The organism is Hymenobacter radiodurans, assembly GCF_004355185.1.
In the GTDB taxonomy this organism is placed as follows: domain Bacteria; phylum Bacteroidota; class Bacteroidia; order Cytophagales; family Hymenobacteraceae; genus Hymenobacter; species Hymenobacter radiodurans.
Genome location: NZ_CP037922.1, coordinates 480,004 through 505,701 on the forward strand (window position 1 = coordinate 480,004; position 25,698 = coordinate 505,701).

Genomic DNA, 25,698 nt, shown 5'->3' on the forward strand with positions numbered 1-25,698 from the left:
GGATATGATAATAAGATACAAAAAACCTGCAAAAAGCCCCCAGCCTCTATCAAGTAAACCTATAGGCTGACTTGGAGTGAGAGTCTCTTTTCGCCAAATATATATCATCCAAAATATTTATCTTCCGAATAGGGAAGCAGCAACCAAGCTGCCTCGTACAGCTACTGGAGGAGCTATCCGATGAAGCACATTCTACTAGTTATTGGGCTGGTATGGGGTCTAGGAATAGGGGCGCGAGGCCAAGCTGGGCGGGCCGATATGGTACTGCTCAACGGTAAGATATTCACCAGTGACGCGGCGCGCCCGTCGGTGGAGGCGCTGGCTATTCGGGGCGAGCGAATCATTGCCGTGGGTACAGTGGCAGAAATAAGCAAGCTGGCCGGCCCCAAAACCCGCCGCATCGACTTGCAGGGGCGCGTAGTTACGCCAGGCTTCAACGATGCCCACAACCACTTCGACCCCATGCCGGCTGGATTTCGGCTGGCCTTCACCAGCATGGAGCCCAGTTGGGAGGAAACCAGCCAAGCTATTAAAGCCGCTGCCCAACAAGTGCCCGCCGGCACCTGGATTTTCGGCACCGTGGGTTCCAAAGTAGTGCTCGACCCACTTGTAACCCGCGCCGCTCTCGATGCGCTGGCTCCGAATCACCCTGTATTGCTTGGTGCTTTCTACGGGCACGGTCAGATAGCCAACACCAAAGCACTACCACTTCTCCAACTCGATATCGAGCAGCCCGACCCGCTGGGGGGCAAATATGAGCGTATCACCGGCTCGCGCGAGCTCAATGGCCGCATGCACGAGTACGCCGAGTGGCGCACCAACTTCGTGCTAGCCGCGCAGGTACCCGATACCGCCGTTATTCGTGCTCTCCGCACCATGGCGGCGGTGGCGGCTGGCTACGGTATCACCACGATGCAGCTGTTTACCATCCTGCCCACCGATCGGTTTGTGCGCCTTCTTACTCAAGCCAATCTGCCGGTGCGGGTGCATGCGCGGCCCTTTCCGCTCACCACGCCCCAGGGCCGCGAAACCACCGAGCTACGTAAGCTCCTCACGCCGCCTATGCCCAAACTCGGCCCCCGCGTGCAGGTAAGCGGTATCAAATGGGTGTTGGATGGTACGCCCTACGAGCGGGGCGCTGCTCTACGCACGGCTTACCGCGACCAACCCAACTGGAAAGGAGAGCTCAACTTCAAAGAAGATGAAGTAGGCAAGATGGTGCAGGAAGGACTCGACTGGAAACAGCCACTGCTCTTCCACTGCGCTGGCGACCGGGCCGCCGAAGTAGTGTTTGATGCCCTCGAAGCCAACGAAACCAACGTAAACTGGCCCGCGCGGCGCGTCCGCATTGAGCACGGCGACGGCGTCGTTGGTGACCTGATCCCTCGAGCCAAGCGCCTGGGCGTGGTGGTAGTCCAAAACCCCACGCACTTTACCGAGCCGGCGCTGTTCGGGCAGCGCTGGGGCAACAAAATGCAGCCGCTTCGGTCATTGCTGGCGGCGGGCATACCGGTGGCGCTCGGCTCCGACGGGCCCATGAATCCCTTTCTGAACATCATGTTAGCTGGCATTAATCCGGCTAATCCAGCGGAGGCTATCACGGGCCATCAGGCTGTACAGGCGTACACGGCCGGATCGGCCTACGCCGAGTTCGCCGAAAAAGACAAGGGTACGCTGGCCGTGGGCAAGCTTGCCGACCTAGCCGTATTGTCACAAGATATCTTCTCCGTGCCGCCCCCGAACTGCCAAAAACCACGAGTGTCCTGACTATAGTTGGAGGCAAAGTGGTGCACGATGCCAATGTGTTAAAATAAGCTGGGGGCTTTTTTTATGACCGAGCTTAGACGCAATTCTCTATATGCAGCTTATTCTTTGCTAGAGGAAATTATAGATAAAGGCACTTTAGTCATACTTAATCTTGAATCACTGAATACATTTTTGTAGCTTCCTATTCTTTGCCAAAAGCGCTTGTAAACAATGGTTTAACTTTTACCACCTCTCCCCATGAAACATAAACATATGGCCGTATTCAGCAATCCTCTATTAGTGGGCGGTTTGCTATCTGCTATTTTTCTGGCTGGTTGCGAAAGCAGCCTCGACAAGATTCAGGACGAGCCTACCACGCAAAGCCAATCGGCTGACGCCCAGGGCGAGCCGGGCCGCGACTATGTAGCCAATGAACTGCTGGTCAAGTTTAAGGCTGGAGTATCGGAAGAGGCCAAGGCCAATGCACTGGCTCGTATCAGTGGCAAAGTGTCGGAGAAGATTCTGACCAAGGCCATGGAGCGTGCGGGGGAGAAGGAAGGCCTGATGGTAGTGCACACGCCCCTGCAAGCTTTGGAGGCGATGAGCAAGATGAAGGGCGGGCCCGAAATCGAATTTGCTGAGCCTAACTATATCTATCAGCACACCGCTACTTCCTCTGATCCGTACTACACCAATGGGTCCTTGTGGGGTATGTATGGCGCATCTACCTCTCCAGCTAACCAGTATGGCAGTAATGCTGCCGCAGCTTGGGCCGCTGGCAGAACCGGTTCAGCTACCGTATATGTAGGTATCATTGATGAAGGTATTCAGTTTGACCATCCCGATTTGTCAGGCCAGGTTTGGACGAACACGTTTGATCCAGTGAATGGACAAGACGATGATGGCAACGGCTACATCGACGATACTCACGGCTGGGACTTTGATGGCAACAACAACACGATCTATGATGGTGGTGCCAAAGGTAGCCTCGACGACCACGGCACGCACGTAGCGGGCACTATCGGCGCTAACGCTAACAATGGCGCTGGGGTAGCTGGCGTGAACTGGAACGTAAGAATGATTTCCTGCAAGTTCCTGGGCCGACGGGGCGGCACCTCGGCTAACGCGGTGAAGGCAGTAGACTACCTAACCAACTTAAAAGTAAAGCGCGGGCTAAACATCGTAGCCAGCAACAACTCTTGGGGTGGTGGCGGCTATTCACAGGCTCTATTTGATGCCATTAAACGCGCCAACGATGCGAACATTCTCTTCATCGCGGCGGCCGGGAATGGAGGCAGCGACGGCGTAGGCGACAATAACGACGCGGTGGCTAGCTACCCTTCCAATTACAACGTGGCAAATGTGATTGCCGTGGCCGCTATTACTTCCAGCGGTGCTAGGTCGAGCTTCTCCAACTATGGCGCTACCACCGTTGACATTGGAGCTCCGGGTTCAGCTATCTGGTCAACCACAGCCTATAATGGCTACTCTTCATACAGCGGTACATCTATGGCTACGCCGCACGTAACGGGTGCGGCGGCTTTGTACGCTGCTACGAAGCCGGGTTCTGCCGCTCAAATCAAGAATGCCCTACTGAGCAGTGCTGTGCCAACTGCTTCGTTATCTGGGAAAACCGTAACTGGTGGGCGTTTAGATGCAAATGCTGCACTTTCTAAATAGTAGAGTTACCGGTAGTTTATACTAATACATTCCAAAAAAGCCCCCAGAGCATCTCTGGGGGCTTTTTTCTGGCTTCCCTATTTTAGGAGATAATAACCTCTACGCGGCGGTTTTGCTGGCGGCCTTCGGGGTTGTCGGAACCGTCGGGCTTGGTGTTGGGGGCTATGGGGTTGGCCTCACCGAAGCCTTTCACCTGAAACTGCCCGGCGGCGCCGGCCTGGTGCTGGGTAAGCCAGTCGGCAATGGCCTGGGCGCGGCGCTGCGACAACGACACGTTGTAGGCGTCGTCGCCCTTGGCGTCGGTGTAGCCGTTGATGACCACGCGGCTCTTGGTATACTGCTTTACTACCTGGGCCAGCTTCTCCAACGTGGGCGCGGCCTCGGCCTTGATGTCGGCCTTGTCGAAGTCGAAAAGCACGTCGGTATCGAAGTTGATAACCAGGCCCATATCCGTCATCTGGGCGTTCAGGTCGTTGGCGGCGCCCGACAGGTCGCTTACCTGGCCGGTGAGCTTCTGGCCCTGATCAGGAGTGGCGGATGAAGCCGCCGGGGCTGCGGGTGTAGCCCCTGGTGTGGCGGGCGCTGCACCCGCGGGCGGCTGCACGGTGCCCGATAACGGCTGACCGGCATCGGGGGGCGTTTTTTGCTCTGAGCAGCTGCTAATAACCAGCAGCCCAGCCGTCAGCAACGCCCCCAAGTAAACGAGGCGGCTCATCGCTGCACCGCTATGCCATCAAAGGAACCAACCTCGGGCACACTCAGCGAGATGGTAGGGCTTTCAGCGGGCGGGGCCGGGAATTTCAGCGTAACGATGCTCGGGCCAGCTTTGCGCGCTGCTATGTCCAGGCTTTTGCCGCTGGAGTTGGTGGGCATGGCCATCCAGGCGCCCTGCTGGTCCTTGAGGATATTGTACTTGCGCGAAGTAGCGTCATCGATATAGTTGATCTGGTCGATGTCGGTGTGCAGAAACTCTGAGTTGCTATTGCTGGCGGCGGGCAGCGTGTATTGCAGCTCCACGTTCAGAATATCGCCTACTACGCGGGCTTTAGTCAGCGCTACTTGGGTGCCCTTGGGGCCGGGCTGGGTAGACAAAGCGGCTGCGGCCGGCGCCGGCGCTACTGCCTCGGCGCGCTCAACTCCGGCAGTTGCTTTGGCAGGGGCCGGAGCCGGCGCTGCGGCGGGCGTATCGACGGCCGTAGTAGTGGTGTCGGCGGTCTTTTCCTGGCTACAAGCGGTTACGCTCAAAGCAAATACACTGGCTACTAACAATGACTTTTGCATAAGTAAAGCTATATAGTTGAGTTAGGCAGTACGGCCATACGGCGCCCGAGGTTAAATTCCTGTCTTGAAGCCTCCTTCCCACACCGCCGCACCAACACGCGGAACGTGTTTGCCTCATCCGTTGCGTCGTCGATAATACCTGTCTTACCTAGAAATCGGAATTAGACTAGGTTAGCCATCAAAAAAGCCCCCCAGAATATATCTGGGGGGCTTTTTTAGGCTACGGTGGGTTCAATCGGAGGGAGGGACATCGCGACGCTACGCTGGGGCGGCCACCGGGGCGGAGGCGACCGAAGCCCCCGAAACCGAAGTTACGCAGGGCCGTCAGCTTTTGCCGTGGGGAATAGATTATAATAGCAAATTTTAGCGCTAGCCGTATGAATAGGTAGCCTCAAACTGCTTTCCCTAATACCGTCGTACGCAGTCTAATAAGGGTATTAGGAACTGATACAAATGAGACAAGCCATATTTACAGCACAATAAGAAATACTCTAAAGAGTGTTAATATTGCTGAGGCACCACGAATAAACAATATCATGAAAAGAGAAGCCAAAACGCTTTATTTGGAATCAGCCAAACTGAAGGGTTACAAATCAATTGTCGATGTTGAGATAGACTTTCTGCCTGGATTAAATATATTGATTGGTAGAAATGGATCTGGCAAGACAAATTTGTTAACGTTGTTAAGTAAAATAATTTCACTTGAATTTGATAATCTATCTGAATTAGATGGCAAAATAAAGTTATATGGCAACGAAAGATTTGATATGAATTTTAATAAATCGCCTCATATAATCGAGGAAAATGCAAGTGCTTCTGAATTTAATTCGAGAATAGAATTTAATACTAACTTTAGAATATCTTCGGGAAGGAAGTTGGTTTCTAAGGGTGTAATAGAACAAAATACTACGATAAGTGAATTTATGACTAATAAAATTTCTGCTTTATATATTAAGCATGGTTATCCTGAAGAATACCCTTTTGTTGGGCAAAATGTGAATTTTGAGTTAAAGTATTCCGATTACACCAAATACTTGTACGATTATGCAATTAACCGTAATATACCTCTTTTTTCTAGATGTCTGTATGCTGATTTCTATTCAGCATTTTTTGTAGGTAAATCTAATGTTAGTGAAGATAGTTTAATTGATAGAATTACTAATTATATTGAAAAAAGTAAATCTTATTTAGTTATTTCCTTGTCTAGTATAATGAATACATACACCTCTGTGCAAGAGGTTAGAATAGATTCTAAATGTAGTACAACTGTCTCAAGTGATGGTATGAAAGTAGAAGGATTTAGAATCGAATTTAAAATTGATGGTACATGGCATGCATTTGAAGATCTATCTGACGGAACAAAAAGAATTGTTTATATGATCATGGAAATGTCGATAGATAATATATTCAGAGTAAACTATGTATTTAATGATAGATATTTTGGAGCCAGAAGTAAAATATCAGAAAAGGCTATCTCAAGAGTTGTGTTTCTAGAAGAACCTGAGCTAGGGGTCCACCCAAAACAATTTCATAGCATTATGAAATTCGTAGAAAGATTTGCTGAAACCAATCAAATAATAATGAGTACTCATGCTCCGCAAGCTCTTGACTATATTACCCTAGAAGAGTTGGATAGAATTATAATTGCATCTTTCGATAAAGATAAGGGATCTATTTTTAAAAGAATGTCTGATAAGCAGAAGAGAAAAGCTAAATCATATGTCGATGATGCGTATTTACGCGATATGTGGATTCATTCTACACTTGAAATCTGATATTTATGCCCCTTATAGCAGTCGTAGGTGAGGCACCTAGTGACACAGCAGCGGTTATTGGCCTTTTAGTGCCTTTGTTCAATTCTGATTACCAATTTATTACTCTGCTTGATACCATAACGGGCTCTAAATTAGATGAACAAAAAACTAAACATCTAATTAGAAAAGAATTCGATTTTGAGAAGCCGGATATTGTTATATTTTGTCGTGACTTGGATGGTCTTGCTAACGAAAGAGATAAAAAGTTAAAAATGCAGACATACTTTTTAGATATGAATAGAATAGTTAGAAAAAAGGGTGTTTATCTATTGTCAGTATTTGAGCTAGAAACATTGATACTGGCAGATATTGAAAAGTTTAATAGTGAATATGAGTGCAATGTGGTTATTAACTTCAATCCTGAAGAAAAAGAAAAATCAAAAGATTTTTTAAAAGATTCTACCCATGGAAAGCAAAAGCAATTTGTAGAAGGACATAATTCTTATCTTATTCCTAAATTAGATCGTTATAAAATAATAAATTGTTCATTTTACGAAGCATTTATAAGAGAATTAGATATTATGTTGGCTAAAAGAAGGCTGCCGGCGAATATTTTAGACCAACATAATAACGTAGAAAATATACAGGAGTAATTTCTTTTACTGTTATTAATGAGTAATACCTTATTGAATTAATTTACACCCCCACCTTCTCCTCACTCCCCAATTCACTCAAAATCCGCTTAGCGGCCTGTACGCTTTTCACCTCCTCGATGCTGACGATGAGCTGTTCTTTGCGCTCCTTCATGGAGGCGGTTCGGGTGTGGGTTTGCACGTAGCTGACGATGTTGCCGAAGGTTTCGCCCTGGAAGTAAGCCTCGTTGTCGGTGGCCGAGATGTAGCCTTTCAGCAGATTCTTCTTCAGCGTCAGCTTCTCGAAACTATTGTTCGAGTGTACCCCAAAACTCGTTTTTACCCATTCCCAGAATACGGAGCCCGTTTTTAATGATGAATTCAGGTACTGGATCAATGTGGGTTTGAAAAGTAATTGGGCGGTTTAGATCTTTCCGGGTCCAATGCTCATGTCCACCTGTTGTGCGAGTATGTTGGCAACCAACCCGTTCCAAGAAAGTGCGATACTCCCGGATGGTCACATTACGGAGCGTCTTGATGGTCATTAGGCTAACACAGGCAGCTCCACCTTCCGATCATACTTTCGGAATTCTTTGTGGTTTACAATATCCTGAAGCTGGTCGTTCTGGCGAAGTAAACGACTGAATTCCGGAGCTTTATACGTGCGGTTGCTGGCACGACCAGCGGTCTTCCAACCCAAACGAGCAAGCTCATTCTGCAATGATCCTTTGTTGCCGGTGTAGCGCAAAAACTCACCTAACGTTTCATCAAATGATGCTCGGGCTTCTTTATCGGTATGTCCATACCCAAACATATCCAATGCCGGCGAGAAGATGACATGCAAGTCCTCATCGCGGTAGGACAGTAGGGACAAACCTACTTCCATTACTTTGCCGTTTGGGCCGTTTAGCGTACCCCGATATTTAAGTTTAGCCACGGTTTTTATTAAGATAAGTACAGCAAGGTAAAGGTTACTATACGCAGTAGCAAGCGGACATGGGCAGGCATCGTGTCCGCCCATGTCCGCTTGCTACAAGTGATAACAAAGCATAAGAGTTATTTACTCCCTCTTATACGCCCACCTTTTCCTCACTGCCCAACTCGCTGAGAATCCGCTTGGCGGCTTGCACGCTTTTCACCTCCTCGATGCTGACGATGAGCTGTTCCTTGCGCTCCTTCATGGAGGCCGTGCGGGTGTGGGTTTGCACGTAGCTGACGATGTTGCCGAAGGTTTCGCCCTGGAAGTAAGCCTCGTTGTCGGTGGCCGAGATGTAGCCTTTCAGCAGATTCTTCTTCAGCGTCAGCTTCTCGAAGCCCACATGGCAAGCCTGCCAGCGCAGGCGCACGATGTCGGCCAGCTGCTCTACTTCTGGCGGTAGGGGGCCAAAGCGGTCCACGATACCGGCCACGATTTTGCGCAGCTCCTCGGGGCTTTTCACCCTATCCAGCTTGGAGTAGAGCTGCAAGCGCTCCGATACGCTGCTCACGTAGCTATCCGGAATCAGGATTTGCAGGTCCGTCTCGATGTTGCACTCCTTGGGGCCTTTGGTGCCGGCCGCTTCCTGGAGGCGGCCCGTGGTGTCGCCCAAAAACAGGTCGCGGAACTCGGTTTCCTTCAGCTCCGTCACCGCGTCGTCGAGAATCTGGTGGTAGGTCTCGAAGCCCAGATCATTGATAAAGCCGCTCTGTTCGCCCCCCAGCAGGTTGCCAGCCCCGCGAATGTCGAGGTCGCGCATAGCCACGTTGAAGCCCGCGCCCAGGTCCGAGAATTCTTCCAGCGTGCTCAGGCGCTTGCGGGCGTCGGAGGGCAGGGTAGCTACGGGCGGGGTGAGCAGGTAGCAGAACGCCTTCTTGTTGGAGCGCCCCACGCGGCCCCGCATCTGGTGTAGGTCGCTTAGGCCAAAGAGGTGGGCGCGGTTGATAATAATGGTGTTGGCATTGGGAATATCCAGGCCCGACTCGATGAGGTTGGTGCTCACCAGCACGTCGTATTCGCCATCGATAAACTTCATCATGCGCTTCTCCAGCACGTCGCCCTCCATCTGCCCGTGTATGTAGGTGATGCGGGCGTCGGGCACGAGGCGCAGCACCATGGCCGCCATTTCCTCAATGTCCTTCACACGGTTGTGCACCAGAAAAATTTGCCCCCCACGCTTGATTTCGCGGGCCACCGCGTCCCTGATCAGTAGCTCATCAAACACGTGCAGCTCCGTTTGCACAGGCTGGCGGTTGGGTGGCGGCGTGGCAATCACGCTCAGGTCGCGGGCGCCCATGAGTGAAAAGTGCAGGGTGCGCGGAATGGGCGTAGCCGAAAGCGTGAGCGTATCCACGTTCACTTTCAGCTCCTTCAGCTTGTCCTTAGTTTTTACCCCAAACTTCTGCTCTTCGTCAATCACCAGAATACCCAGGTCCTTGAACTTGATGTCCTTATTCGTGAGCCGGTGCGTACCGATGAGAATATCGGTTTTGCCGTCGGCCACGCGGGCCAGGGTTTCCTTTATCTGCTTGGTGGTCTTGAAGCGGTTGACGTACTCCACCGTCACGGGCAGATTGGCGAGCCGCTCGCGGAAGGTTTTGTAGTGCTGCATGGCCAGAATGGTAGTCGGCACCAGCACGGCCGCCTGCTTACCATCGGCCACGGCCTTAAACACCGCCCGAATGGCAATTTCCGTCTTGCCAAAGCCCACGTCGCCGCAAATGAGGCGGTCCATGGGGTGGGGCACTTCCATATCGCGCTTCACGTCCTCGGTGGCCTTGGCCTGGTCGGGCGTGTCCTCGTAGATAAAGCTCGATTCCAGCTCGGCCTGCATGAAGCTGTCCTTAGCAAAGGCGTGGCCGGGGGCCGTTTTGCGCTTGGCGTACAGCCGAATCAGCTCGGCGGCAATGTCCTTTACCTTCTTCTTTACCGACTTCTTCTTGTTTTCCCACTCCGGCGAGCCCAGCTTGCTCATGGTCGGCGGCGCGCCCTCGGCCCCGAGTATTTGGCAATCTTGTGCAGGGCGTGAATGCTCACGGTCAGCACGTCGTCGTCGCGGTACACCAGCCGGATGGCTTCCTGCAAGTGCCCGTTTATCTCCACCTGGGTAAGGCCCGCAAAGCGCGCGATGCCGTAGTCCTGGTGGGTCACGTAGTCGCCGGGCGACAGGGTGCGCAGCTCCTTAAGGGTCAGCGCCTTTTTCTTGGAAAACTTGCGCGCTTCCTGGGCCCGATAAAACCGCTCAAACAGCTGGTGGTCGGTGTACACGGTCAGGTTGAGGATTTCATCAATGAAGCCCTCGCGCAAAGCCAGCAGCATGTGCTGGAAGGTCACGTTGTTGTCAAGCTCATCGAAAATGGTGCGCAGCCGGTCGGCCTGCCGCACCGAGTCGGCCGCAATCAGGCAGGTAAAGCCCTTCTGCTGATTTTCGCGCAGGTTTTTTACCAAGCGCTCAAAGTCCTTATTAAAGCTCGGCTGGGGCCGGGCCGAAAACTGAAAGTCCTCGGCATTCTTAAAGCTGAACCGCTTGCCAAACTCCACCACGGCGAAGTTCTCCAGCAGCTTCTTAAACGACTTTCCCGACTCAAATAAATCTTCCGGCCGGCTCACAATCTGCATCCCGCCCGCCGATTGCAGCATCTCCTGAAACCCCTGATCAGCCTTCTCAAATGACTCCCCTACAATGTCGATGGTCTGGCGCACGTCCTTTATCCAGAGCGCCGTATTGCGCGGCATAAATTCCAGAAAAGCCTCCCGGGTCTCCTGCAACAGCTTGGTTTGCACGTTCGGAATAATGCTCACCTGCGGCTTCTGCTCCACCGACAGCTGCGTCTCCGGATTGAACGTCCGAATCGTCTCGACCTCATCTCCAAACAGTTCTATGCGGTACGGTAGCTCATTGGCATAACTGAAAATGTCCACGATACCACCACGCACGGCAAACTGGCCTGCCTCATACACAAAGTCAGTCCGCTCGAAGTCGTACTCCGACAGCATCTCGCTGATAAAGTTGACGTCCAGCTTCTCACCTACTTTCACGAGGAAAGTGTTGGCAACTAGGCTTTTCTTGTTGATAACTTTCTCAAACAGCGCCTCGGGGTATGTTACAATCAGCTCGCCGCGCACTTCTGCTTTGGAGGCTTTGCCATTTGCGCCCACGGCGGCGCCACTGCGGCTGCTGCTGAGGCGGTTGAGCACCTCGGCCCGCATGAGCACATTAGCGTTTTCCGTCTCATCGAACTGATACGGCCGCTTATAAGAGCTAGGGAAAATGAGCGGATCTTCATCCGGCAGTAGGTGCTGCAAATCGGCCAGGAAGTAGCTGGCTTCGTCTTTATCGTGCAGCACGAACAAGTGGTGCTGCTCCGGGTAAAGCGTATGCGCCGCCGCGGCCAGCACAGCATCCTGGCTACCCACCAGGCCGCGCAAATGGATGCGCGTGGGTCCGTCGGGCGCGGGCTCACCCGTAGCGCGCAACGATCGGGCGGTGGCCGGATTCAGGCGGGCCGCGACGGTCATCACAGTGGGATCGAGGCGGTATAACTGGAGGAAGTCGGTGACTTTCAAAAGCAGAGAAGGCTAGGAGGGAGGCAAAGGTAGAAGCCCGGCCGGGCAATATTCCGGTCGGGCTACTATGTGTTAGGCAATACCACGCCAGCGGGCCGAAAGTTTCCGCTGTGGTTGCGTATGTCCATTGGGGGGCAAATAAGGCTGATTTTTGAAAAACACAACTTAAAAAAGCCCCCCAGACCAAAGCTGCCGTCCGCGCGGGTATCTTCGTCTTCCTGTTCTGTTAAAATTTACAAAGTGCGCGGTTCTTCTCACCTGGCCATCGGCCTGATTACGGGCGTGGCCATTGCCGGCTTGGTGCCCGGTATTCCCTTTTCACCCGCTGGTATTGCCCTAGCTGGGTTCTCCTCCCTGGCCCCCGACCTCGACCACCCCGAAAGCCGCCTAAGCAAACGGCTCGGTTTCTCCCACAATTACGTGCGCTGGGCCTTCGCCGCCGCTGGGGCCGGCTTAGCCGCCTATACTCACTTCTTACTCCCTGTTGGCCCCGACCGGCGCATGGGCTTCACGGCTGCGCTGGCGTTTGGCTTGCTGGGTTTGGCTATGCAGGGTGGCTCCGTACGTAAGCTGGCGCTGCTGTTTACCGGCGTGCTCACCGTGCTGGCCGGCTTGTACTTTGAGTTTCTGTGGGTGAGCCTGCTGGGAATATTCGTGGCCGTGGCGCCCTTCACCAGCCACCGCTCCTGGACGCATACCATTTGGGCTACCATCCTCTGGACCTACATCGGCTACCTGGCTAATCAGGCGTTAGGCTGGCACGGCGTGGCCCATTTTGCCGGGGCTGGCTACCTCTCGCACCTGCTCGCCGACTCGCTTACCAAACAGGGCGTGCGGTGGTTCCTGCCCTTCTCCGACACGAGCCTGAAACTACCGCTTATCTCCACTGGCTCGGCTACCGGCAACGTGTTGGAAGTGGCCATTTGCGCCGGCTACGGATTGCTGGTGCTAGGGTTGGTTATTGGGCGTTTGCAGTTCTAGTAATTTAGGAAGCTTGCTGTACTAAAGTCATAGAAAGGCTCCGGGAAAGCCGCAGAGACCCCTACGTATATCGCGTATGGACTTAAAAAAGATTATTGCACAGAAAGATGCACTGGCAAAAGTTTGTATTCTAAGAATGATGCAGTTAGTTTCGCCTACCGAAAGATACCGGGGAGCAAATAATCTGGTGTAAACTACGTAGTATTAAATATATTTTTTTTAATATTACGTTTATATTAACTCAGTTAGTTATACTGCGATTCCGGCAGCGCCTGGTGGCTTTCTACTTTAGTTCTTATTTAAACTTCTTCTTTTCCGAGCTCTTAAACTAGCATCGCCTCCGGTTGTGATTCGAGGCGATTGGCTCACCCAACGACGCGGTACTTAAGTATTGCTTTAACTATTCTAGGTAGTGCGAGCAGCGTGCTTTGTATCTTTGGCCGGCCATTTACTACTGTTTGATTACCCTGCCGAACATATTTACCCGCTCCTATTTCACACCTCACTTGCGCACAAAAATTTATTAGTATGAACCAGATGAATAGCCCTCTGATTCGGATAGGCGTCTTCTACGACGGCAATTATTTCCTGAAAATCAGCGATTACTACTACTTCCAGCATGAGCGTAAAGCTCGTATCAGTCTAGAAGGTCTACACGAATATATCCGCCACCAAGTAGCCGAAGAAGAAGACGTAGACGTTCGCCTGAGCCAGGTGACCGACTCCCACTTTTTCCGGGGCCGGCTAAGCGCTACCGAAGCCCGCGACAAAGACCGCCTGTTCCACGACCGTCTGCTCGACGATATTCTGATGCACCTGGGTGTAACTACCCACTACATGCCGCTGAAAACCCGCGACGGCCGGTTGCAGGAGAAAGGCATTGATGTATGGCTGGCCCTAGAAGCCCTGGAGCTTGCCCTGCACAAAAGCTTCGACGTGATTGTGCTCATCGCCGGCGACAGCGACTACGCCCCGCTGATCAAGAAGCTCAACACCATCGGCACCCGCGTGATGCTATTGAACTGGGACTTCAAGTATGTGGATTTCAAAGGCGAGAACCGCGTAACGCGCGCTTCTCAGCAGCTATTGGAGCATGCTACGTACCCCATCTCCATGCACGACGTGATTGACGCCGGCCTCGCCAGCAACGACGAGCTGATCGAAAATCTATTCGTAACCCAGCCCGAGCCTGCTCCTTTCCCTACCGTGAAGCCTGCCCGCCCAACCGGCCCTACGGCCGCCGGTCCAGTAGGCACGGTGGGAATGAGCACGATCAAGAACCTGAAAAACGGGTTTGGCTTCGTGGTAATGCCCCCCAATAACCTCTTCTTCAGCTACGCTGACATGTCGGAAGGCGATTTCAACGACTTGCACGAGGGCGATTGGGTAGAGTTTACCGTGGGCCGCAACCACCGCGACGAGGACTGCGCCCGCAACGTGCGTAAAGTACAGCCCCCACAGGAAGGCGACGAGTACGACGACGAAACCGAAAACGAAGAGCACGAGTCAGCCAACACCTCGGAGCACTTGTAAGCTAATTTATTCCGCTCTAATTCCACCCAGCGGTTCGGCGACCATTCACTTTCGGCCCTCATTCTCTTGTAACAAGAGAATGAGGGCCGAATTTCTTTACCTAAAAAGCCCCCCATATAGCTACGGGGGGCTTTTTAGGTAAATATTGAGACCAATAAACTACAACTGCCACTATACATACCTCAACCATCATCTTGGCCGTCATGCAGCGCAGCGCGAAGCATCTCGCGTGCTGAGGTTAGATTAGTGAATCTAACGACTGCGTGCGAGATGCTTCGCGCTGCGCTGCATGACGGTCTTAATATAAATAGTGATCAGGAGTTTGATAAGCGGCGTGCTAATCCAACTACTCTTCCTTTGGGAATAGTAACTCGTGAAAGTCACGCTTGTCGGCGGGGTAGCGATTGAAGGTGCCGAGGCCGCGGGCTACTACTATTTCGCGGGTGGCGCAATAGATATCGGCGCTGGCTACAATGAGGGTTTTGCCAGAGTGCTCTACATGGCCGCGAGCCAACAAGTGGTCGTGCAGACGAACGGGAAGCAGGTAGTTTATCTTGAATTCGACCGTTGAGACTAACTCGCTGGCGGTAAAAGCCAGGCTGAGCGCGGCTGCGCCCAGCGCCGCGTCCATCAAGCCGGCCAGCACGCCGCCGTGGCAGGTGCCGGGCGAGGACAGATGATCTTCGCGCACCTTCATGGAGTAGGTCACTTCGCCGGGCTTCGTCATGCTGAGCTCCATCCCATTGGTGCGGCCGTAGTTGTTGATTTGATTGTACAGCGCTATAAGCGTGGCAACATTTTGAGTAGGTTCCATAGTAGCTGAAAAGATACGGTTCCTTCTTAAAAAAGCCCCCCAATAACACTTGGCGCCCTCCAGTAATTTCCAAAGACTTGGCTATCGTACACATAGCGTTAGACATAGAAGCCAATAGCTATGTGGCCAGTGACTTGCGCATCCGAAAATGGGGAATGACGCCAAACAGCGTATGCGAAGGCGCCACAATCTCATAGTCTAGCTTCTGATAAAACCCTACTGCCGACTCGCGGGAGTCGAGGATGCATTCTGTAAAACCTTGCGCGGCTGCGTATTCTTCCAAATACGTCATGAGCTGTTGCCCAATGCCGCGGCCGTGCCAGTCGGGGTGCACGGCTACGGCGCGCACCTGCACCTGGCCCGGTCCGGACGGCTGCACGCGCGCCACCCCGATTATGCTACCATCATCGGCTACGGCCATGGCGTGGTGAGTAGTGGGGGCAGCGTCGTCGTCGGAGCGCTCTGAGCCGGGAGGCTGCTGCCAGGGCTGGCGCAGCACTTGGTAGCGCAGGGCGTAATAGGCAGCAAAGTCGGCGGCGGTACTGGGCTGGCGGATAATCATCGGTGATTGAAAATCGAATGACGGTGCGTGGATGCGTTGACTAGGCCAATTTGCCCCCCAGCCATCATGTGCAGGAAGTGGCAGAGTGGCCAGGCAAGATAACGGAAACCCGCACGTGGCGAGGGGCAAATTGTGAACTGACAGCCTAAAGCACAACCGTGCGCAAACGTTGGCAAACGCCTACCTTTGGCACTTACGTCACCCCGACGGCCGGACTGACGTACAGATTACTCCACTCCTCAAATCCTACCAATGCCTTCTTTCGATATTGTTAGCAAAGTAGATCCGCAGACGCTCGAAAATGCGGTGAATACGGCCAAAAAAGAACTTCAGACCCGCTACGACCTGCGCGACACTAAGGGCGGCATCGAGTTGGACAAAAAAGCCAATACCATTCAGCTCAGCTCCGAGAACTCCATGCGCGTGAAGTCCTTGGAGGATATCCTGCTGGGTCGTATCGTGAAGCAGGGCCTCGACGGCACCTGCCTCGACTTCTCCGAAGAGGAGCAGGCCTCGGGGCGCTGGTCAAGAAAACGGTGAAAGTGCGGGCCGGCATCGACAAAGATACCAGCCGCAAAATCGGCAAGCTCATCAAAGACAGCAAGCTGAAAGTAGATGTGCAAACCCAGGATGAGCAGGTGCGCGTGGCCTCCAAAAAAATTGACGAGCTCCAGCAGGTGATGGCCCTGCTGCGCGGCGCCGACCTAGGCATTCCGCTGCAATTCGTGAATATGAAAAGCTAACGCCAGCTTTTGAGAAGGGAGCAGACGCCGCTGGTAGCTGAATCGGCGGCCTCTGCTCATTTTTTGTTTCTTTGATCCATTGCTTTTCGTTTACTCTGCAAAACCTGCGTTTGAATGTTCGATATTTCTGTTTTCTCCGATCCTAATACCTGGGTCAGCCTGCTCACGCTTACCTTCATGGAGGTGGTGCTGGGCATTGATAACATCATCTTTATCTCCATCATCGTCAATCGGTTGCCGAAGGACCAACAAGGGCGCGGACGCACCATAGGCCTGATGTTGGCGCTGCTGTTTCGCATCGGATTGCTGTTGAGCATCACCTGGATTGTCAGCCTGAAGGAGCCCTTGTTTACAATCAATCTTCCCTTTCTGGCGGCTGACCACGGCGTATCGGGCCGCGACCTGATTTTGTTCGCTGGGGGGCTTTTCCTGCTGGCTAAGAGCACCACCGAGATTCATACCAAGCTTCAGGGCGAAGAAGAAAGCCACGAAGCGGGCAATTACAGCAGCTTTGCCCGCGTCATTGTCCAGATCATTCTCATCGACATTGTGTTCTCCTTCGACTCGATCCTGACGGCCGTGGGCTTGGTGGATAACGTACTAGTGATGATTCTGGCGGTTATCATCGCTATGGGTATCATGCTGATTTTCGCCAAGATGATCGGCGACTTCGTAAATCAGAACCCAACGATAAAAATGCTGGCCCTGTCCTTCCTGATTATGATCGGTATTATGCTGGTGATGGAATCCTTTCACCAGGAAATTCCGAAGGGCTACGTCTACTTCGCCATGTTCTTCTCCCTGGGCGTGGAACTGCTGAATCTGCGCCTCCGCAAAAAGGTGCCACCAGTGGAGCTGCGCGATTCACGCTTCGATTAAGACGCGATTTGAGCGTTTTATTTTTCCTGCAGTGCCCTAGCGATATGATACGTCAGAAGCTAGGGCACCGTGTTTTTAAGCAGAGATCAATAAATAAAGGGTCACTATCAGTAACACTAGCGTCATTAGACCTGTCCCTAATCGGGCATCATTACCGAGCCTTTTTATCTGTGTTAGGCCCGCGCTAATAAAAAGTAGCAATGGCATCACCAACGATTCTGTATACAGGTTCATGGGTATTATATACTGACCATTGCTACGTACCACTTGTAAAGCCTTGCCAATGATTGGAGTGCGCTCTACACGTACAGCTTCGCCTAGTGCGATACTTTCATCGCTATCAAAGCGACCTTGGTCCGTTCGGTGGTGAAAATAAGTGTGGCGAGTGCCGCGGCTATGCTTAGAACCTCCCGAATAGTACACGTCGAAAAGTGACTCTTCGATGCGCTCTACCTGTTCGTAGGCTAAAGAATAATCGATTATAAAAGTCAAGCATAATGCTAGGCTACCTAGCATAATAGGGCGCAGCCCACCTAATACGCGTGCATATTGGGCTGCATAGCGTTCCTGCAAGCTAACGCGGCGCACAGGACGCGGCATCGGTCCTCGATAAGCCGGATCGGGGTGCCGCGGAACAACAGGGCGAGACACCACCGGCGAAGGCGGATTGCGCAAAGCCCACAACCGGGCATCGTACGCCTTGCGCTTGTCGGGTAAGCTCAATATTTCGTAAGCGCGGTTTACGGCCAAATAACGCTCGTGCGCGGCCGGATCTTGGGTGCGGTCGGGGTGGGTGAGGAGTACTAAGCGCCGATAAGCCTGCCGGATGTCGGCCGCCGACGCTTGCTCAGACACCTCCAGCGCCTCATAATGTGTAATCATTCCCCAGCCGCAGTTCCTTCAGCAAGTAGGGTAGCTAGGGCAGCCACATGGTCCTGCACCCGCCGAATAGCCAGCTCCAACAGGCGGCGGTTCAGTTCTGCGCGGTGGGGGCGGTAAAAAGCCAACTCACTCTGCGTCAATAACCCAACCACCGTGCCCACCAGTAGGTAGCGCAGCTTCACATTGCGCGTGAGCAGCTCCGCCACCACCCGCTGCTGCTCCACTACCGCTGAGGTGAGAAACGGAATGTGGTGTTCCTGAATAAAATCGGCCACCAGCAGCAGCAGCAACTCATTTTGTAGCTTCAGCACGGGCCGGAGCGTACGGTGCAGAAAGTCGCCCACGGTGGGGCCATCGGCGGTGGGGGGCAAAAAGGCCGTTTCAACCAGCGGGCGCGAACTAAGAATGGCAGCGTCGCGGTCGGCGGGAGTAAAAGCGGCAGAAGTCTGGCTCATAAGAAAAAAAGCCCCCCAGCGGCTTACATGAGGGAATTGAGTGGTGAAAGCTAAGGTAATCAGCAAGGTTTACGCTCTATACCTGCACTATTTGGCCGGCACGGCGCTCTGCTGCCAGCGGTCAGCTTTTATTAGTTTAATTAATTCTGCTTCTAAGCCTTTGAGAGCCGCCGGAGCGCCGTCATAATCCCGAATACGCTTGCTCTTACCTCCCTTCCAGTAGGTAATGTACTTCGTAGGATAGTCGAGCTTGGTAGAGGTGTAGCTGTCCTGCAAAGCAAAAAAACTAGCCGCGTCGAACTTGGCGATAAGCTGCTTCCGCTCGGCCGCCGTCAAGCGCCCCGCATACGTGCCTTGGCGGGGGGCATTTTCGCCGCCTTTATATTCCAAGCGGCCATCGGTGTACACCGTAATCTGATCGACGGGGCAAGGACCCATGCAGGCGGTGCGCTCCAATTGCATGAGCTTTTCGGTGGCGGCCTGTACTGGTCGGCAAGCCACCAGGCAAGTAACAGCTAACAATAAAAGCAGGCTGGGTAAAGCCCTAATACAAAATAGCTTTGTCATAAAAAGAGCCCAGATTCGGCCCAAATGCCGAAGCCAATAGGAGCATACCAGTAAGAAGGGATATTTTTTCGGAAAAATGAGCGTGATACTCTAAATTTAAGGATCTACAGCTTTTATTGGCCGAATACGCCGTTCGTTCATTTGTGAAAAAACTACTCTTACTCTCTTTACTAGCATGCGGAGCGTTGGGCACCGCGCGCGCGCAGCAAAAGCTGGTGTCGCAGGCCGAGCTGCCGCTGGAGTCGCGGCCCGCGAAACCCATAATATGCTACGCCCGGCCCGAGAACATGCACACCTACGTGGCGCCCCCGGCCCAGTTCCTCAACCGGAGTGCCGGTCGGCCCACTGCCGATCAGGCCCGCATTGAGGTTACCTACATTGGCTTCCCGCCTGATGCCCGCGCGGCCTTCCAGAAAGCGGTCGATATCTGGCAATCTTTACTCTTCTCGCCGGTCGTTATCCGGGTTGAAGCGCGCTGGGAAGCCCTGGATGAAGGCGTGCTTGGCGCCGCCGGTACCACCCAGATTTATCGGAACCTGCCGGGTGCTCCCAAAAGCAACATCTGGTATCCGGTAGCACTGGCTGAAAAAATTGCCGGCCAGGACCTGAATGGCACTAATGCCGACATCAGCGCCGAGTTCAGCAGCAACTTCGATTGGTACTTGGGCCTCGATGGTCTGCCGCCCGCCGGCAAATACGACTTGGTAACGGTAGTGCTGCACGAGCTAGGCCACGGCCTGGGCTTTGTGTCGGCTTCTAGCTACACCGATCCGCCTCCCGTAACAGGGGCAGTAGCCAGCCTAAATAGCTCCGGCTTTCCATGGGTTTTCTCTACCTACATCGAAAATGGCGGGGGCAGCGGCTGGCTAGCAGCAGTCTGTTTCCAAGCCCTTCCGTGAACCTTGCTGCACAATTCACCAGTAATGACTTGTACTTCGGTAGCCCCTTAGTTAACGCTGTAACAAATGGGCAGCGCGCCCGCTTGTACGCACCCACCAAATATGATGGAGGCTCCAGCATTTCACACTTGAATGAAACGTCCTACCGTGCTGGCGACCCGAATTCTTTGATGACACCCCAGGTTGGAGCCGCCGAGGCCATTCAAAACCCCGGCCCCATTACGCTCAAAATGTTCGACGAAATGGGTTGGTTTAACACCGCTATTCGTCATAATCCTTCCTTGCGCGACACCGAAACCGCCCAAGACTTTGTAGTGCGGGCGAATGTGGTGAGTGACGGTACTATCGTACCGGGCTCTGTGCGCCTCTATTACCGCGTCGACAATGGTACCGACGCGCCGGGTGCCACCGATATTGTGCTGCCCATGACGGCGGCCAGCGGCTCTACGCAGTACACGGCCACCATTCCCAATCCAGGCTTAGGCCGGCGGGTAAGCTATTATATCTCGGCCGCTGATGTGGAAACGGGCCGCACATACACGGCCCCTGGGGTGCTATTGGCTACGGATGCGCCTAATACGCAGCCGCGCTACCAATTCTTCGTTGGTCCCGACGTTGTGCCGCCGGCACTGGTTCATCAGCCAGCGCCGTTCATCTTTGTCAGCAACCTGCCTTTAGTGCTGACGGCCCAGGCCAGTGATAATATTGGAATAGCATCTGTGTCGGTTGAATACAGCGTAAATGGCGTGGCCCGACCCACCTTCAACCTAACGCGCCAGGCTGATAACATTACGTATAGAGGCTCCATTGCCAGCACGGGGAGCGCGCCCATTGTGGCCGGTGACTTAATTTCCTACCGCCTTATCGCCCGCGATGCCTCTTCTAATGCCAACCAAACGGTAAGTCCGGCCAGTGGCGCCTACCGGGTGCCGGTGGTTAGTATAAAAGCCCCCAGGCTTCCTACGTCAATAATTTCAACGCGATTACAGCAACTACGCCCCCGATTTTGTGGGCAATGGCTTCTCCATCGCGCAGCCAACCGGCTTTAATGATCTGGCCATCCACTCCGTTCATCCTTACCCTGATGCCGATAATACGCTGATCTATCAGCTGCTCACCCCGATTATTGTCGAGGCTGATCCGGCAAAGTCTACGATTACCTTCGATGAGGTAGTGCTAGTGGAGCCGGGTACGGACGGTGCTCCTTTCCCTAGTGTCGAGTTCTTCGACTATGTTGTAGTAGAAGGTAGCAAGGATGGCGGTCAGACCTGGAACCCAGTGGCTGATGGCTACGATTCCCGTGATAAAGAGGAGTGGTTAGCCGTGTATAATAGCACCATTGATGGAGAGCAAAACTCTACGGCGGTGGGTACGCAGGCGCTCTTTTTGCCCCGTGCGATGAACCTGCGCGACAACGGCTACTTCCTCGCTGGCGACGTAGTGCGGCTGCGCTTCCGCCTGTTCGCCGATCCGGGTGCGCACGGCTGGGGCTGGGCCATCGACAATCTGCGCATTCAGGATAACACCGTTACCAGCTTAGCTTCTGAGCTGAAAAAGACTGGCGGCCTGAACGTGTACCCCAACCCAAGTGAAGGCAAATTCACGGTGCAGGCCCGCTTTGCGAAGCCCACTACCAATTTGCAGATTATCGTGCGCAACAATCTGGGGCAGGTAGTGCTGCGTCATTCATTGGCTGGTGCACAAACTGAGTTGAAGCAAGCACTCGATTTGAGTGCGCTTTCCGCTGGCATGTACATGGTGAGTGTGGGCGTAGAAGGCGACGCCGCCATGCGCAAAGTGCTGATCACGAAATAGCTCTTCGCCAAATAAAAAAGCGGCAGCTCCACATTGGGGCTGCCGCTTTTTTGTGGGCTGTAATCACGGACTAAAAAAGCCCCCCAGCCCGATGCTAGCTAGTTGCCAAAACCCATCTTCCGCATGAAGTCCCAAAGTACCACGCCCGCCGCTACTGATACGTTCAAGGAGTGCTTGGTGCCGAATTGTGGAATCTCTACGGCCGCGTCGCAGAGGGCTAATACTTCGTCTTCCACTCCAAACACCTCATTGCCCATCACCAGCGCGTAGGGTTTCGTTGGATCAGGTTGGAAAGCACTGAGCGACTGGCTACTATCCGTTTGCTCCACGGCAATCACCACGTAGCCGGCGGCTTGCAGCTGGCGCACTACATCGGTGGTCTGGGGGGCAAATTCCCACGCTACCGACTCCGTGCTGCCTAAGGCCGTCTTGGTAATCTCGCGGTGCGGCGGGCGCCCTGTGATGCCGCAGAGCCAGATTTTCTCTACCGCAAATGCATCGGCGGTTCGGAAGGCGGCGCCCACATTATGTAGGCTGCGCACGTTATCGAGCACGAGGGTTAGGGGGATTTTTTGCGTATTTTTGAAGTCTGCCACCGTCAGTCGGTTCAGTTCTTCCATCGAAAGTTTGCGCATAGCGCAAAGGTAGGAACGCGTTCCGGCGCGCTGGCCAAGAGTGGCCCAAAAGCACAGAAACAGTTGAAAACAAAAGTCAAAAAAGGCCCAGGTCCGCGCTCCGAAGCTTACGCCGCCGTGGCGCCTACTCTCGAAACGACGCCCCTCATGCGTCAGTATTACCAGCTAAAGCAGCAGTACCCCGGTGCGCTGCTCCTGTTTCGGGTAGGCGATTTTTACGAAACCTTCGGCGAGGACGCTGTCACCACGAGTCGTATCGTGGACATTGTGCTCACGAAGCGCGGTGCTGGCACCTCTTCGGAAGTGGCATTGGCGGGCTTTCCTCACCATTCCCTCGATACGTATCTGCCCAAACTGGTGCGTGCTGGGCAACGCGTGGCCATCTGCGACCAGCTCGAAGATCCCAAGCAAGCCAAGGGCCTGGTGAAGCGTGGCGTGACGGAGTTGGTAACGCCCGGCGTGTCCTTCAACGATAATGTGCTGGAGCGCAAGTCCAACAACTACCTCTGTGCGGTGCATTTTGGCAAACAGGAAGCCGGCATTTCCTTCCTCGACATCAGCACCGGCGAGTTTCTGGTGGCGCAGGGCGACGTACCGTACTTAGGCAAGCTGCTCCAAAACTTTGGTCCGGCCGAAGTGCTTTTCTGCAAGAAAAGTCGTCAAGAGTTTGAGCAGCATTTCGGCCCCGACTTTTGCCACTACGCGCTTGATGAGTGGGTATTTGGCTTTGATTACGCCCACGATACACTCACGCGCCACTTTAAAACTACCTCGCTTAAAGGGTACGGCATCGATGGTCTGCGCGAGGGCATCACGGCGGCGGGCTGCATTCTGCACTATCTGGCCGAAACCAAGCACACCAATGTGGGCCACATTGCCGGCATTGGGCGACTTGAGGAGGACAAATACGTGTGGCTGGACCGCTTTACCGTGCGCAACCTGGAGCTGGTACAGCCCCAGCACTTGGGCGGTGTGCCCTTAATTGATATTCTGGACCAAACAGTAACGCCGATGGGCGCCCGACTACTACGCAAGTGGGTAGTGTTGCCGCTGAAAGAAGCCGCCCAGATTCAGCGCCGGCTGGATACTGTAGAGGCTTTGTTGGCTGATACCGACCTTTTAGGAGAAATAACCCAAAACCTGCGGCAGATCAATGACTTAGAGCGCCTGATTTCGAAGGTGGCCGTGCGCCGAATCAACCCGCGCGAACTCCTGCAATTGAGTCGGGCGTTGGAGGCCATTGGCCCCATTCGGACTGTGCTAGCCGGTTCAGGCATCCGCGCCTTACAGAAGCTAGCTGATCAGCTGAACGCCTGCGACACACTGCGAACAGATATTACGGCCAAAATTCGGCCCGACGCGCCTGTGCTTACCAACCAGGGAGGCGTGCTGAACGACGGCATCGATAAGGAGTTGGACGAGCTGCGCAGTATTGCTTTTTCGGGCAAGGACTATCTGTTGCAGTTGCAGCAGCGTGAGCAGCAGAATACGGGTATTTCTTCGCTGAAAGTAGCTTACAATAAGGTATTTGGCTATTACCTGGAAGTGTCGAATGCGCACAAGAACAAAGTGCCAACCACCTGGATTCGTAAGCAAACGCTGGTAAACGCCGAGCGCTACATTACGGAGGAGCTAAAGACCTACGAAGAGAAAATTCTGCACGCTGAGGACCGCTTGTTCATCATCGAGCAGAATATCTACAACGAGCTCGTGCAAGCTGCTGCCGACTATGTGCCGCAGATTCAGCAGAATGCCCGCGCCATTGGCGTGCTCGATTGCCTGGCCTCGTTTGCGGCCACCGCGCGCCAATACAACTATGTGAAGCCAACGGTGAATGATGGTGGCATTCTCGACATTCGCCAAGGTCGCCACCCGGTGATCGAGCGACAATTGCCCCCCGGTGAGGCTTACATTCCGAACGATATTTGTTTGGACCAGGATGACCAGCAGATTGTGGTCATTACGGGTCCTAATATGGCGGGTAAGTCGGCACTATTGCGCCAGACGGCTCTTATTGTGCTGCTAGCTCAAATCGGCTCCTTCGTACCCGCTGATGCGGCCACTATTGGTGTCATTGACAAAATTTTCACCCGCGTAGGTGCTTCCGACAACCTCAGCAAGGGCGAAAGTACCTTTATGGTGGAGATGACTGAAACGGCCAGCATCCTGAACAACCTCTCCGACCGCAGCCTCGTGCTGATGGATGAAATTGGGCGCGGCACCAGCACGTACGACGGAATCAGCATTGCCTGGGCCATTGTGGAACACCTGCACAATAGCCCAAAAGCGCGGGCCAAAACACTGTTTGCTACGCACTACCATGAGCTAAACCAGCTCGCCGACGACTGCCCCCGCGTGCGCAATTACAACGTGGCCGTGAAGGAAGCCGATGGGCGCATTCTCTTTATGCGCAAGCTGGTGGCGGGTGGTTCGGAGCATAGCTTTGGTATTCACGTGGCACGCATGGCGGGTATGCCTACTTCGGTGGTACTGCGAGCCAACGAGATTATGCACCACTTGGAGCAGGAGCGGGCTCACGCCGGCGATGGCGAAGCAGATGCGCCCACTGAATTTGATGAGCTATTGGCAGGATTGGAGCCCGAGCAGCAAGGTGGTAAGGTGCTGCCGCTCAACGGCCATACGCACGAAAAAGCCCCCCAGCGCGGCCCACGGGCCCAGCCCGTGGCGGCCGTAGCTACGGCCCCGCGTCCGAGCCTACAGCTGAGTATGTTTGAGCCCGCCGACCCCGCCTTGGAGCGCGTACGCGAACTTATTCAGCAGCTTGATGTAAATACGCTTACGCCCATCGAAGCACTGCTGAAGCTGAATGAGCTGAAACTGGCGCTGGGGGGCAAATAAGTCCCTGGATTTGATGGTGCGCAAAACAAAGAGTTGAAGCAGAAGTAAAAAAAGTGCCTGACAATGAGGGCGAAGCAACTTTTTTGCAAGATAAATCAAGAAAAATGTGGCCTCACCTCTTGACAAAAGCGAAATACGTTGTACTTTTGTCGCACCATTCGCTGCTTCGGCGGCGTACCTCAAGCGAGAGTAGCTCAGTTGGTAGAGCGCGACCTTGCCAAGGTCGAGGTCGCGAGTTCGAACCTCGTCTCCCGCTCCAAAACAAAAAAGACGCTTCCTGAACGGGGCGTCTTTTTTGTTTTTTGTCTGTTCAATACGTGGGCAGGGAAACAGGTAGACATGTATTTAGCTTGATAAATACATGTCTACCTGTTTTAGCGATGTGGCTATCTTTGCGCAGACATTTTTTGCATGCGAAGAAAGATATCGGACCAGGAG

General features: G+C 53.5%; 21 protein-coding genes, 1 tRNA gene and 2 pseudogenes. 13 read left to right on the top strand and 11 right to left on the bottom strand.

The window, feature by feature from the left end:
• Positions 1-180 precede the first annotated feature (180 nt).
• Complete coding sequence (locus EPD59_RS03160) at positions 181-1,767, top strand: amidohydrolase (RefSeq protein ID WP_133271522.1); 1,587 nt, start codon at positions 181-183, stop codon at positions 1,765-1,767.
• Between the two features lie 237 nt (positions 1,768-2,004).
• Positions 2,005-3,426 carry a S8 family peptidase gene (locus EPD59_RS03165; protein ID WP_133271523.1) on the top strand — a complete coding sequence of 474 codons (1,422 nt, stop codon included), beginning with the start codon at positions 2,005-2,007 and terminating at the stop codon, positions 3,424-3,426.
• 82 nt (positions 3,427-3,508) lie between these two features.
• Here the strand turns inward: EPD59_RS03165 and EPD59_RS03170 are convergent, their stop codons facing one another.
• Both EPD59_RS03170 and EPD59_RS03175 read right to left on the bottom strand, forming a co-directional pair.
• A complete protein-coding gene (locus tag EPD59_RS03170) occupies positions 3,509-4,141 on the bottom strand; it encodes an OmpA family protein (RefSeq protein ID WP_133271524.1) in 633 nt (210 codons plus the stop codon).
• Positions 4,138-4,707, bottom strand: coding sequence for a phosphoribosylglycinamide synthetase (locus tag EPD59_RS03175; RefSeq protein ID WP_133271525.1), 570 nt, complete (start codon positions 4,705-4,707; stop codon positions 4,138-4,140). Before EPD59_RS03175 ends, EPD59_RS03170 begins: the two co-directional genes overlap by 4 nt.
• A 536-nt stretch (positions 4,708-5,243) precedes the next feature.
• On the opposite strand from EPD59_RS03175, the gene EPD59_RS03180 reads away from it, so the two are divergent.
• Positions 5,244-6,482, top strand: a complete 1,239-nt coding sequence (locus tag EPD59_RS03180; protein WP_133271526.1) for an AAA family ATPase — start codon at positions 5,244-5,246, stop codon at positions 6,480-6,482.
• A gap of 5 nt (positions 6,483-6,487) precedes the next feature.
• Positions 6,488-7,114, top strand: coding sequence for a hypothetical protein (locus tag EPD59_RS03185; protein ID WP_133271527.1), 627 nt, complete (start codon positions 6,488-6,490; stop codon positions 7,112-7,114).
• Positions 7,115-7,157: 43 nt separating this feature from the next.
• On the opposite strand, the gene EPD59_RS21475 is transcribed toward EPD59_RS03185, so the two are convergent.
• The 3 genes and pseudogenes from EPD59_RS21475 to mfd form a co-directional block, all read right to left on the bottom strand.
• Positions 7,158-7,490, bottom strand: a complete 333-nt coding sequence (locus tag EPD59_RS21475) for a hypothetical protein (protein ID WP_165963459.1) — start codon at positions 7,488-7,490, stop codon at positions 7,158-7,160.
• A gap of 147 nt (positions 7,491-7,637) precedes the next feature.
• Positions 7,638-8,030, bottom strand: coding sequence for a hypothetical protein (locus EPD59_RS03195; protein WP_133271529.1), 393 nt, complete (start codon positions 8,028-8,030; stop codon positions 7,638-7,640).
• A gap of 133 nt (positions 8,031-8,163) precedes the next feature.
• Positions 8,164-11,636: pseudogene (gene mfd / locus EPD59_RS03200) on the bottom strand (transcription-repair coupling factor).
• A 240-nt stretch (positions 11,637-11,876) separates the two neighbouring features.
• On the opposite strand from mfd, the gene EPD59_RS03205 reads away from it, so the two are divergent.
• Together EPD59_RS03205 and EPD59_RS03210 are read left to right on the top strand one after the other, a co-directional pair.
• Positions 11,877-12,617 (top strand): metal-dependent hydrolase, encoded by a 741-nt coding sequence (locus tag EPD59_RS03205; protein WP_165963460.1) that lies wholly within the window; start codon positions 11,877-11,879, stop codon positions 12,615-12,617.
• Between the two features lie 537 nt (positions 12,618-13,154).
• On the top strand, positions 13,155-14,150 hold the full coding sequence (locus tag EPD59_RS03210; protein ID WP_317128446.1) for an NYN domain-containing protein: 996 nt from the start codon (positions 13,155-13,157) through the stop codon (positions 14,148-14,150).
• 346 nt (positions 14,151-14,496) lie between these two features.
• Here EPD59_RS03210 and EPD59_RS03215 read toward each other — a convergent pair whose 3' ends face one another.
• Both EPD59_RS03215 and EPD59_RS03220 read right to left on the bottom strand, forming a co-directional pair.
• Complete coding sequence (locus EPD59_RS03215; protein ID WP_133271532.1) at positions 14,497-14,964, bottom strand: PaaI family thioesterase; 468 nt, start codon at positions 14,962-14,964, stop codon at positions 14,497-14,499.
• A gap of 118 nt (positions 14,965-15,082) precedes the next feature.
• The gene (locus EPD59_RS03220) at positions 15,083-15,526 is read right to left on the bottom strand and encodes a GNAT family N-acetyltransferase (protein ID WP_133271533.1); all 444 of its coding nucleotides are present in this window, start codon (positions 15,524-15,526) and stop codon (positions 15,083-15,085) included.
• Between the two features lie 252 nt (positions 15,527-15,778).
• Here EPD59_RS03220 and EPD59_RS03225 point away from each other — a divergent pair.
• Both EPD59_RS03225 and EPD59_RS03230 read left to right on the top strand, forming a co-directional pair.
• A pseudogene (locus EPD59_RS03225) lies at positions 15,779-16,269 on the top strand (YajQ family cyclic di-GMP-binding protein).
• A gap of 114 nt (positions 16,270-16,383) precedes the next feature.
• Positions 16,384-17,148 carry a TerC family protein gene (locus tag EPD59_RS03230; protein ID WP_133271534.1) on the top strand — a complete coding sequence of 255 codons (765 nt, stop codon included), beginning with the start codon at positions 16,384-16,386 and terminating at the stop codon, positions 17,146-17,148.
• A gap of 75 nt (positions 17,149-17,223) precedes the next feature.
• Here the strand turns inward: EPD59_RS03230 and EPD59_RS03235 are convergent, their stop codons facing one another.
• The 3 genes from EPD59_RS03235 to EPD59_RS03245 all read right to left on the bottom strand — a co-directional run bounded on the left by EPD59_RS03235 (position 17,224) and on the right by EPD59_RS03245 (position 18,986).
• The gene (locus EPD59_RS03235) at positions 17,224-18,030 is read right to left on the bottom strand and encodes a J domain-containing protein (protein ID WP_133271535.1); all 807 of its coding nucleotides are present in this window, start codon (positions 18,028-18,030) and stop codon (positions 17,224-17,226) included.
• Positions 18,027-18,485, bottom strand: coding sequence for a hypothetical protein (locus EPD59_RS03240; protein WP_133271536.1), 459 nt, complete (start codon positions 18,483-18,485; stop codon positions 18,027-18,029). Before EPD59_RS03240 ends, EPD59_RS03235 begins: the two co-directional genes overlap by 4 nt.
• 87 nt (positions 18,486-18,572) lie before the next feature.
• A complete protein-coding gene (locus EPD59_RS03245) occupies positions 18,573-18,986 on the bottom strand; it encodes a DUF6438 domain-containing protein (RefSeq protein WP_133271537.1) in 414 nt (137 codons plus the stop codon).
• Between the two features lie 209 nt (positions 18,987-19,195).
• Between EPD59_RS03245 and EPD59_RS03250 the strand changes: the two genes are divergently transcribed.
• Genes EPD59_RS03250 through EPD59_RS03260 form a run of 3 tightly spaced genes read left to right on the top strand, consistent with a single transcriptional unit; the run spans position 19,196 to position 21,766 of the window.
• Positions 19,196-19,951, top strand: a complete 756-nt coding sequence (locus EPD59_RS03250; RefSeq protein WP_133271538.1) for a hypothetical protein — start codon at positions 19,196-19,198, stop codon at positions 19,949-19,951.
• Entirely contained in the window at positions 19,948-21,000 is a 1,053-nt protein-coding gene (locus tag EPD59_RS03255) for a hypothetical protein (RefSeq protein WP_133271539.1), read from the top strand. The genes EPD59_RS03250 and EPD59_RS03255 overlap by 4 nt, the downstream gene beginning before the upstream one ends.
• Positions 20,960-21,766, top strand: coding sequence for a T9SS type A sorting domain-containing protein (locus EPD59_RS03260; RefSeq protein WP_133271540.1), 807 nt, complete (start codon positions 20,960-20,962; stop codon positions 21,764-21,766). The genes EPD59_RS03255 and EPD59_RS03260 overlap by 41 nt, the downstream gene beginning before the upstream one ends.
• A 98-nt stretch (positions 21,767-21,864) precedes the next feature.
• Here EPD59_RS03260 and EPD59_RS03265 read toward each other — a convergent pair whose 3' ends face one another.
• Positions 21,865-22,401: an RNA methyltransferase gene (locus EPD59_RS03265; RefSeq protein WP_133271541.1), complete on the bottom strand. Its 537-nt coding sequence runs from the start codon at positions 22,399-22,401 to the stop codon at positions 21,865-21,867.
• 147 nt (positions 22,402-22,548) lie between these two features.
• Here EPD59_RS03265 and mutS point away from each other — a divergent pair, with 147 nt between their 5' ends.
• On the top strand, positions 22,549-25,260 hold the full coding sequence (gene mutS / locus EPD59_RS03270) for a DNA mismatch repair protein MutS (RefSeq protein ID WP_133274581.1): 2,712 nt from the start codon (positions 22,549-22,551) through the stop codon (positions 25,258-25,260).
• Positions 25,261-25,443: 183 nt separating this feature from the next.
• Positions 25,444-25,519: transfer RNA gene (locus EPD59_RS03275), tRNA-Gly, on the top strand.
• Positions 25,520-25,698: the final 179 nt, after the last annotated feature.

Excerpts from the sequence above, each read along its gene's own strand:
- EPD59_RS03160 (WP_133271522.1), top strand. The coding sequence starts at position 181 with ATGAAGCACATTCTACTAGTTATTGGGCTGGTATGGGGTCTAGGAATA.
- EPD59_RS03165 (WP_133271523.1), top strand. The coding sequence starts at position 2,005 with ATGAAACATAAACATATGGCCGTATTCAGCAATCCTCTATTAGTGGGC.
- EPD59_RS03170 (WP_133271524.1), bottom strand. The coding sequence starts at position 4,141 with ATGAGCCGCCTCGTTTACTTGGGGGCGTTGCTGACGGCTGGGCTGCTG.
- EPD59_RS03175 (WP_133271525.1), bottom strand. The coding sequence starts at position 4,707 with ATGCAAAAGTCATTGTTAGTAGCCAGTGTATTTGCTTTGAGCGTAACC.
- EPD59_RS03180 (WP_133271526.1), top strand. The coding sequence starts at position 5,244 with ATGAAAAGAGAAGCCAAAACGCTTTATTTGGAATCAGCCAAACTGAAG.
- EPD59_RS03185 (WP_133271527.1), top strand. The coding sequence starts at position 6,488 with ATGCCCCTTATAGCAGTCGTAGGTGAGGCACCTAGTGACACAGCAGCG.
- EPD59_RS03210 (WP_317128446.1), top strand. The coding sequence starts at position 13,155 with ATGAATAGCCCTCTGATTCGGATAGGCGTCTTCTACGACGGCAATTAT.
- EPD59_RS03215 (WP_133271532.1), bottom strand. The coding sequence starts at position 14,964 with ATGGAACCTACTCAAAATGTTGCCACGCTTATAGCGCTGTACAATCAA.
- EPD59_RS03220 (WP_133271533.1), bottom strand. The coding sequence starts at position 15,526 with ATGATTATCCGCCAGCCCAGTACCGCCGCCGACTTTGCTGCCTATTAC.
- EPD59_RS03230 (WP_133271534.1), top strand. The coding sequence starts at position 16,384 with ATGTTCGATATTTCTGTTTTCTCCGATCCTAATACCTGGGTCAGCCTG.
- EPD59_RS03235 (WP_133271535.1), bottom strand. The coding sequence starts at position 18,030 with ATGATTACACATTATGAGGCGCTGGAGGTGTCTGAGCAAGCGTCGGCG.
- EPD59_RS03240 (WP_133271536.1), bottom strand. The coding sequence starts at position 18,485 with ATGAGCCAGACTTCTGCCGCTTTTACTCCCGCCGACCGCGACGCTGCC.
- EPD59_RS03265 (WP_133271541.1), bottom strand. The coding sequence starts at position 22,401 with ATGCGCAAACTTTCGATGGAAGAACTGAACCGACTGACGGTGGCAGAC.
- mutS (WP_133274581.1), top strand. The coding sequence starts at position 22,549 with ATGCGTCAGTATTACCAGCTAAAGCAGCAGTACCCCGGTGCGCTGCTC.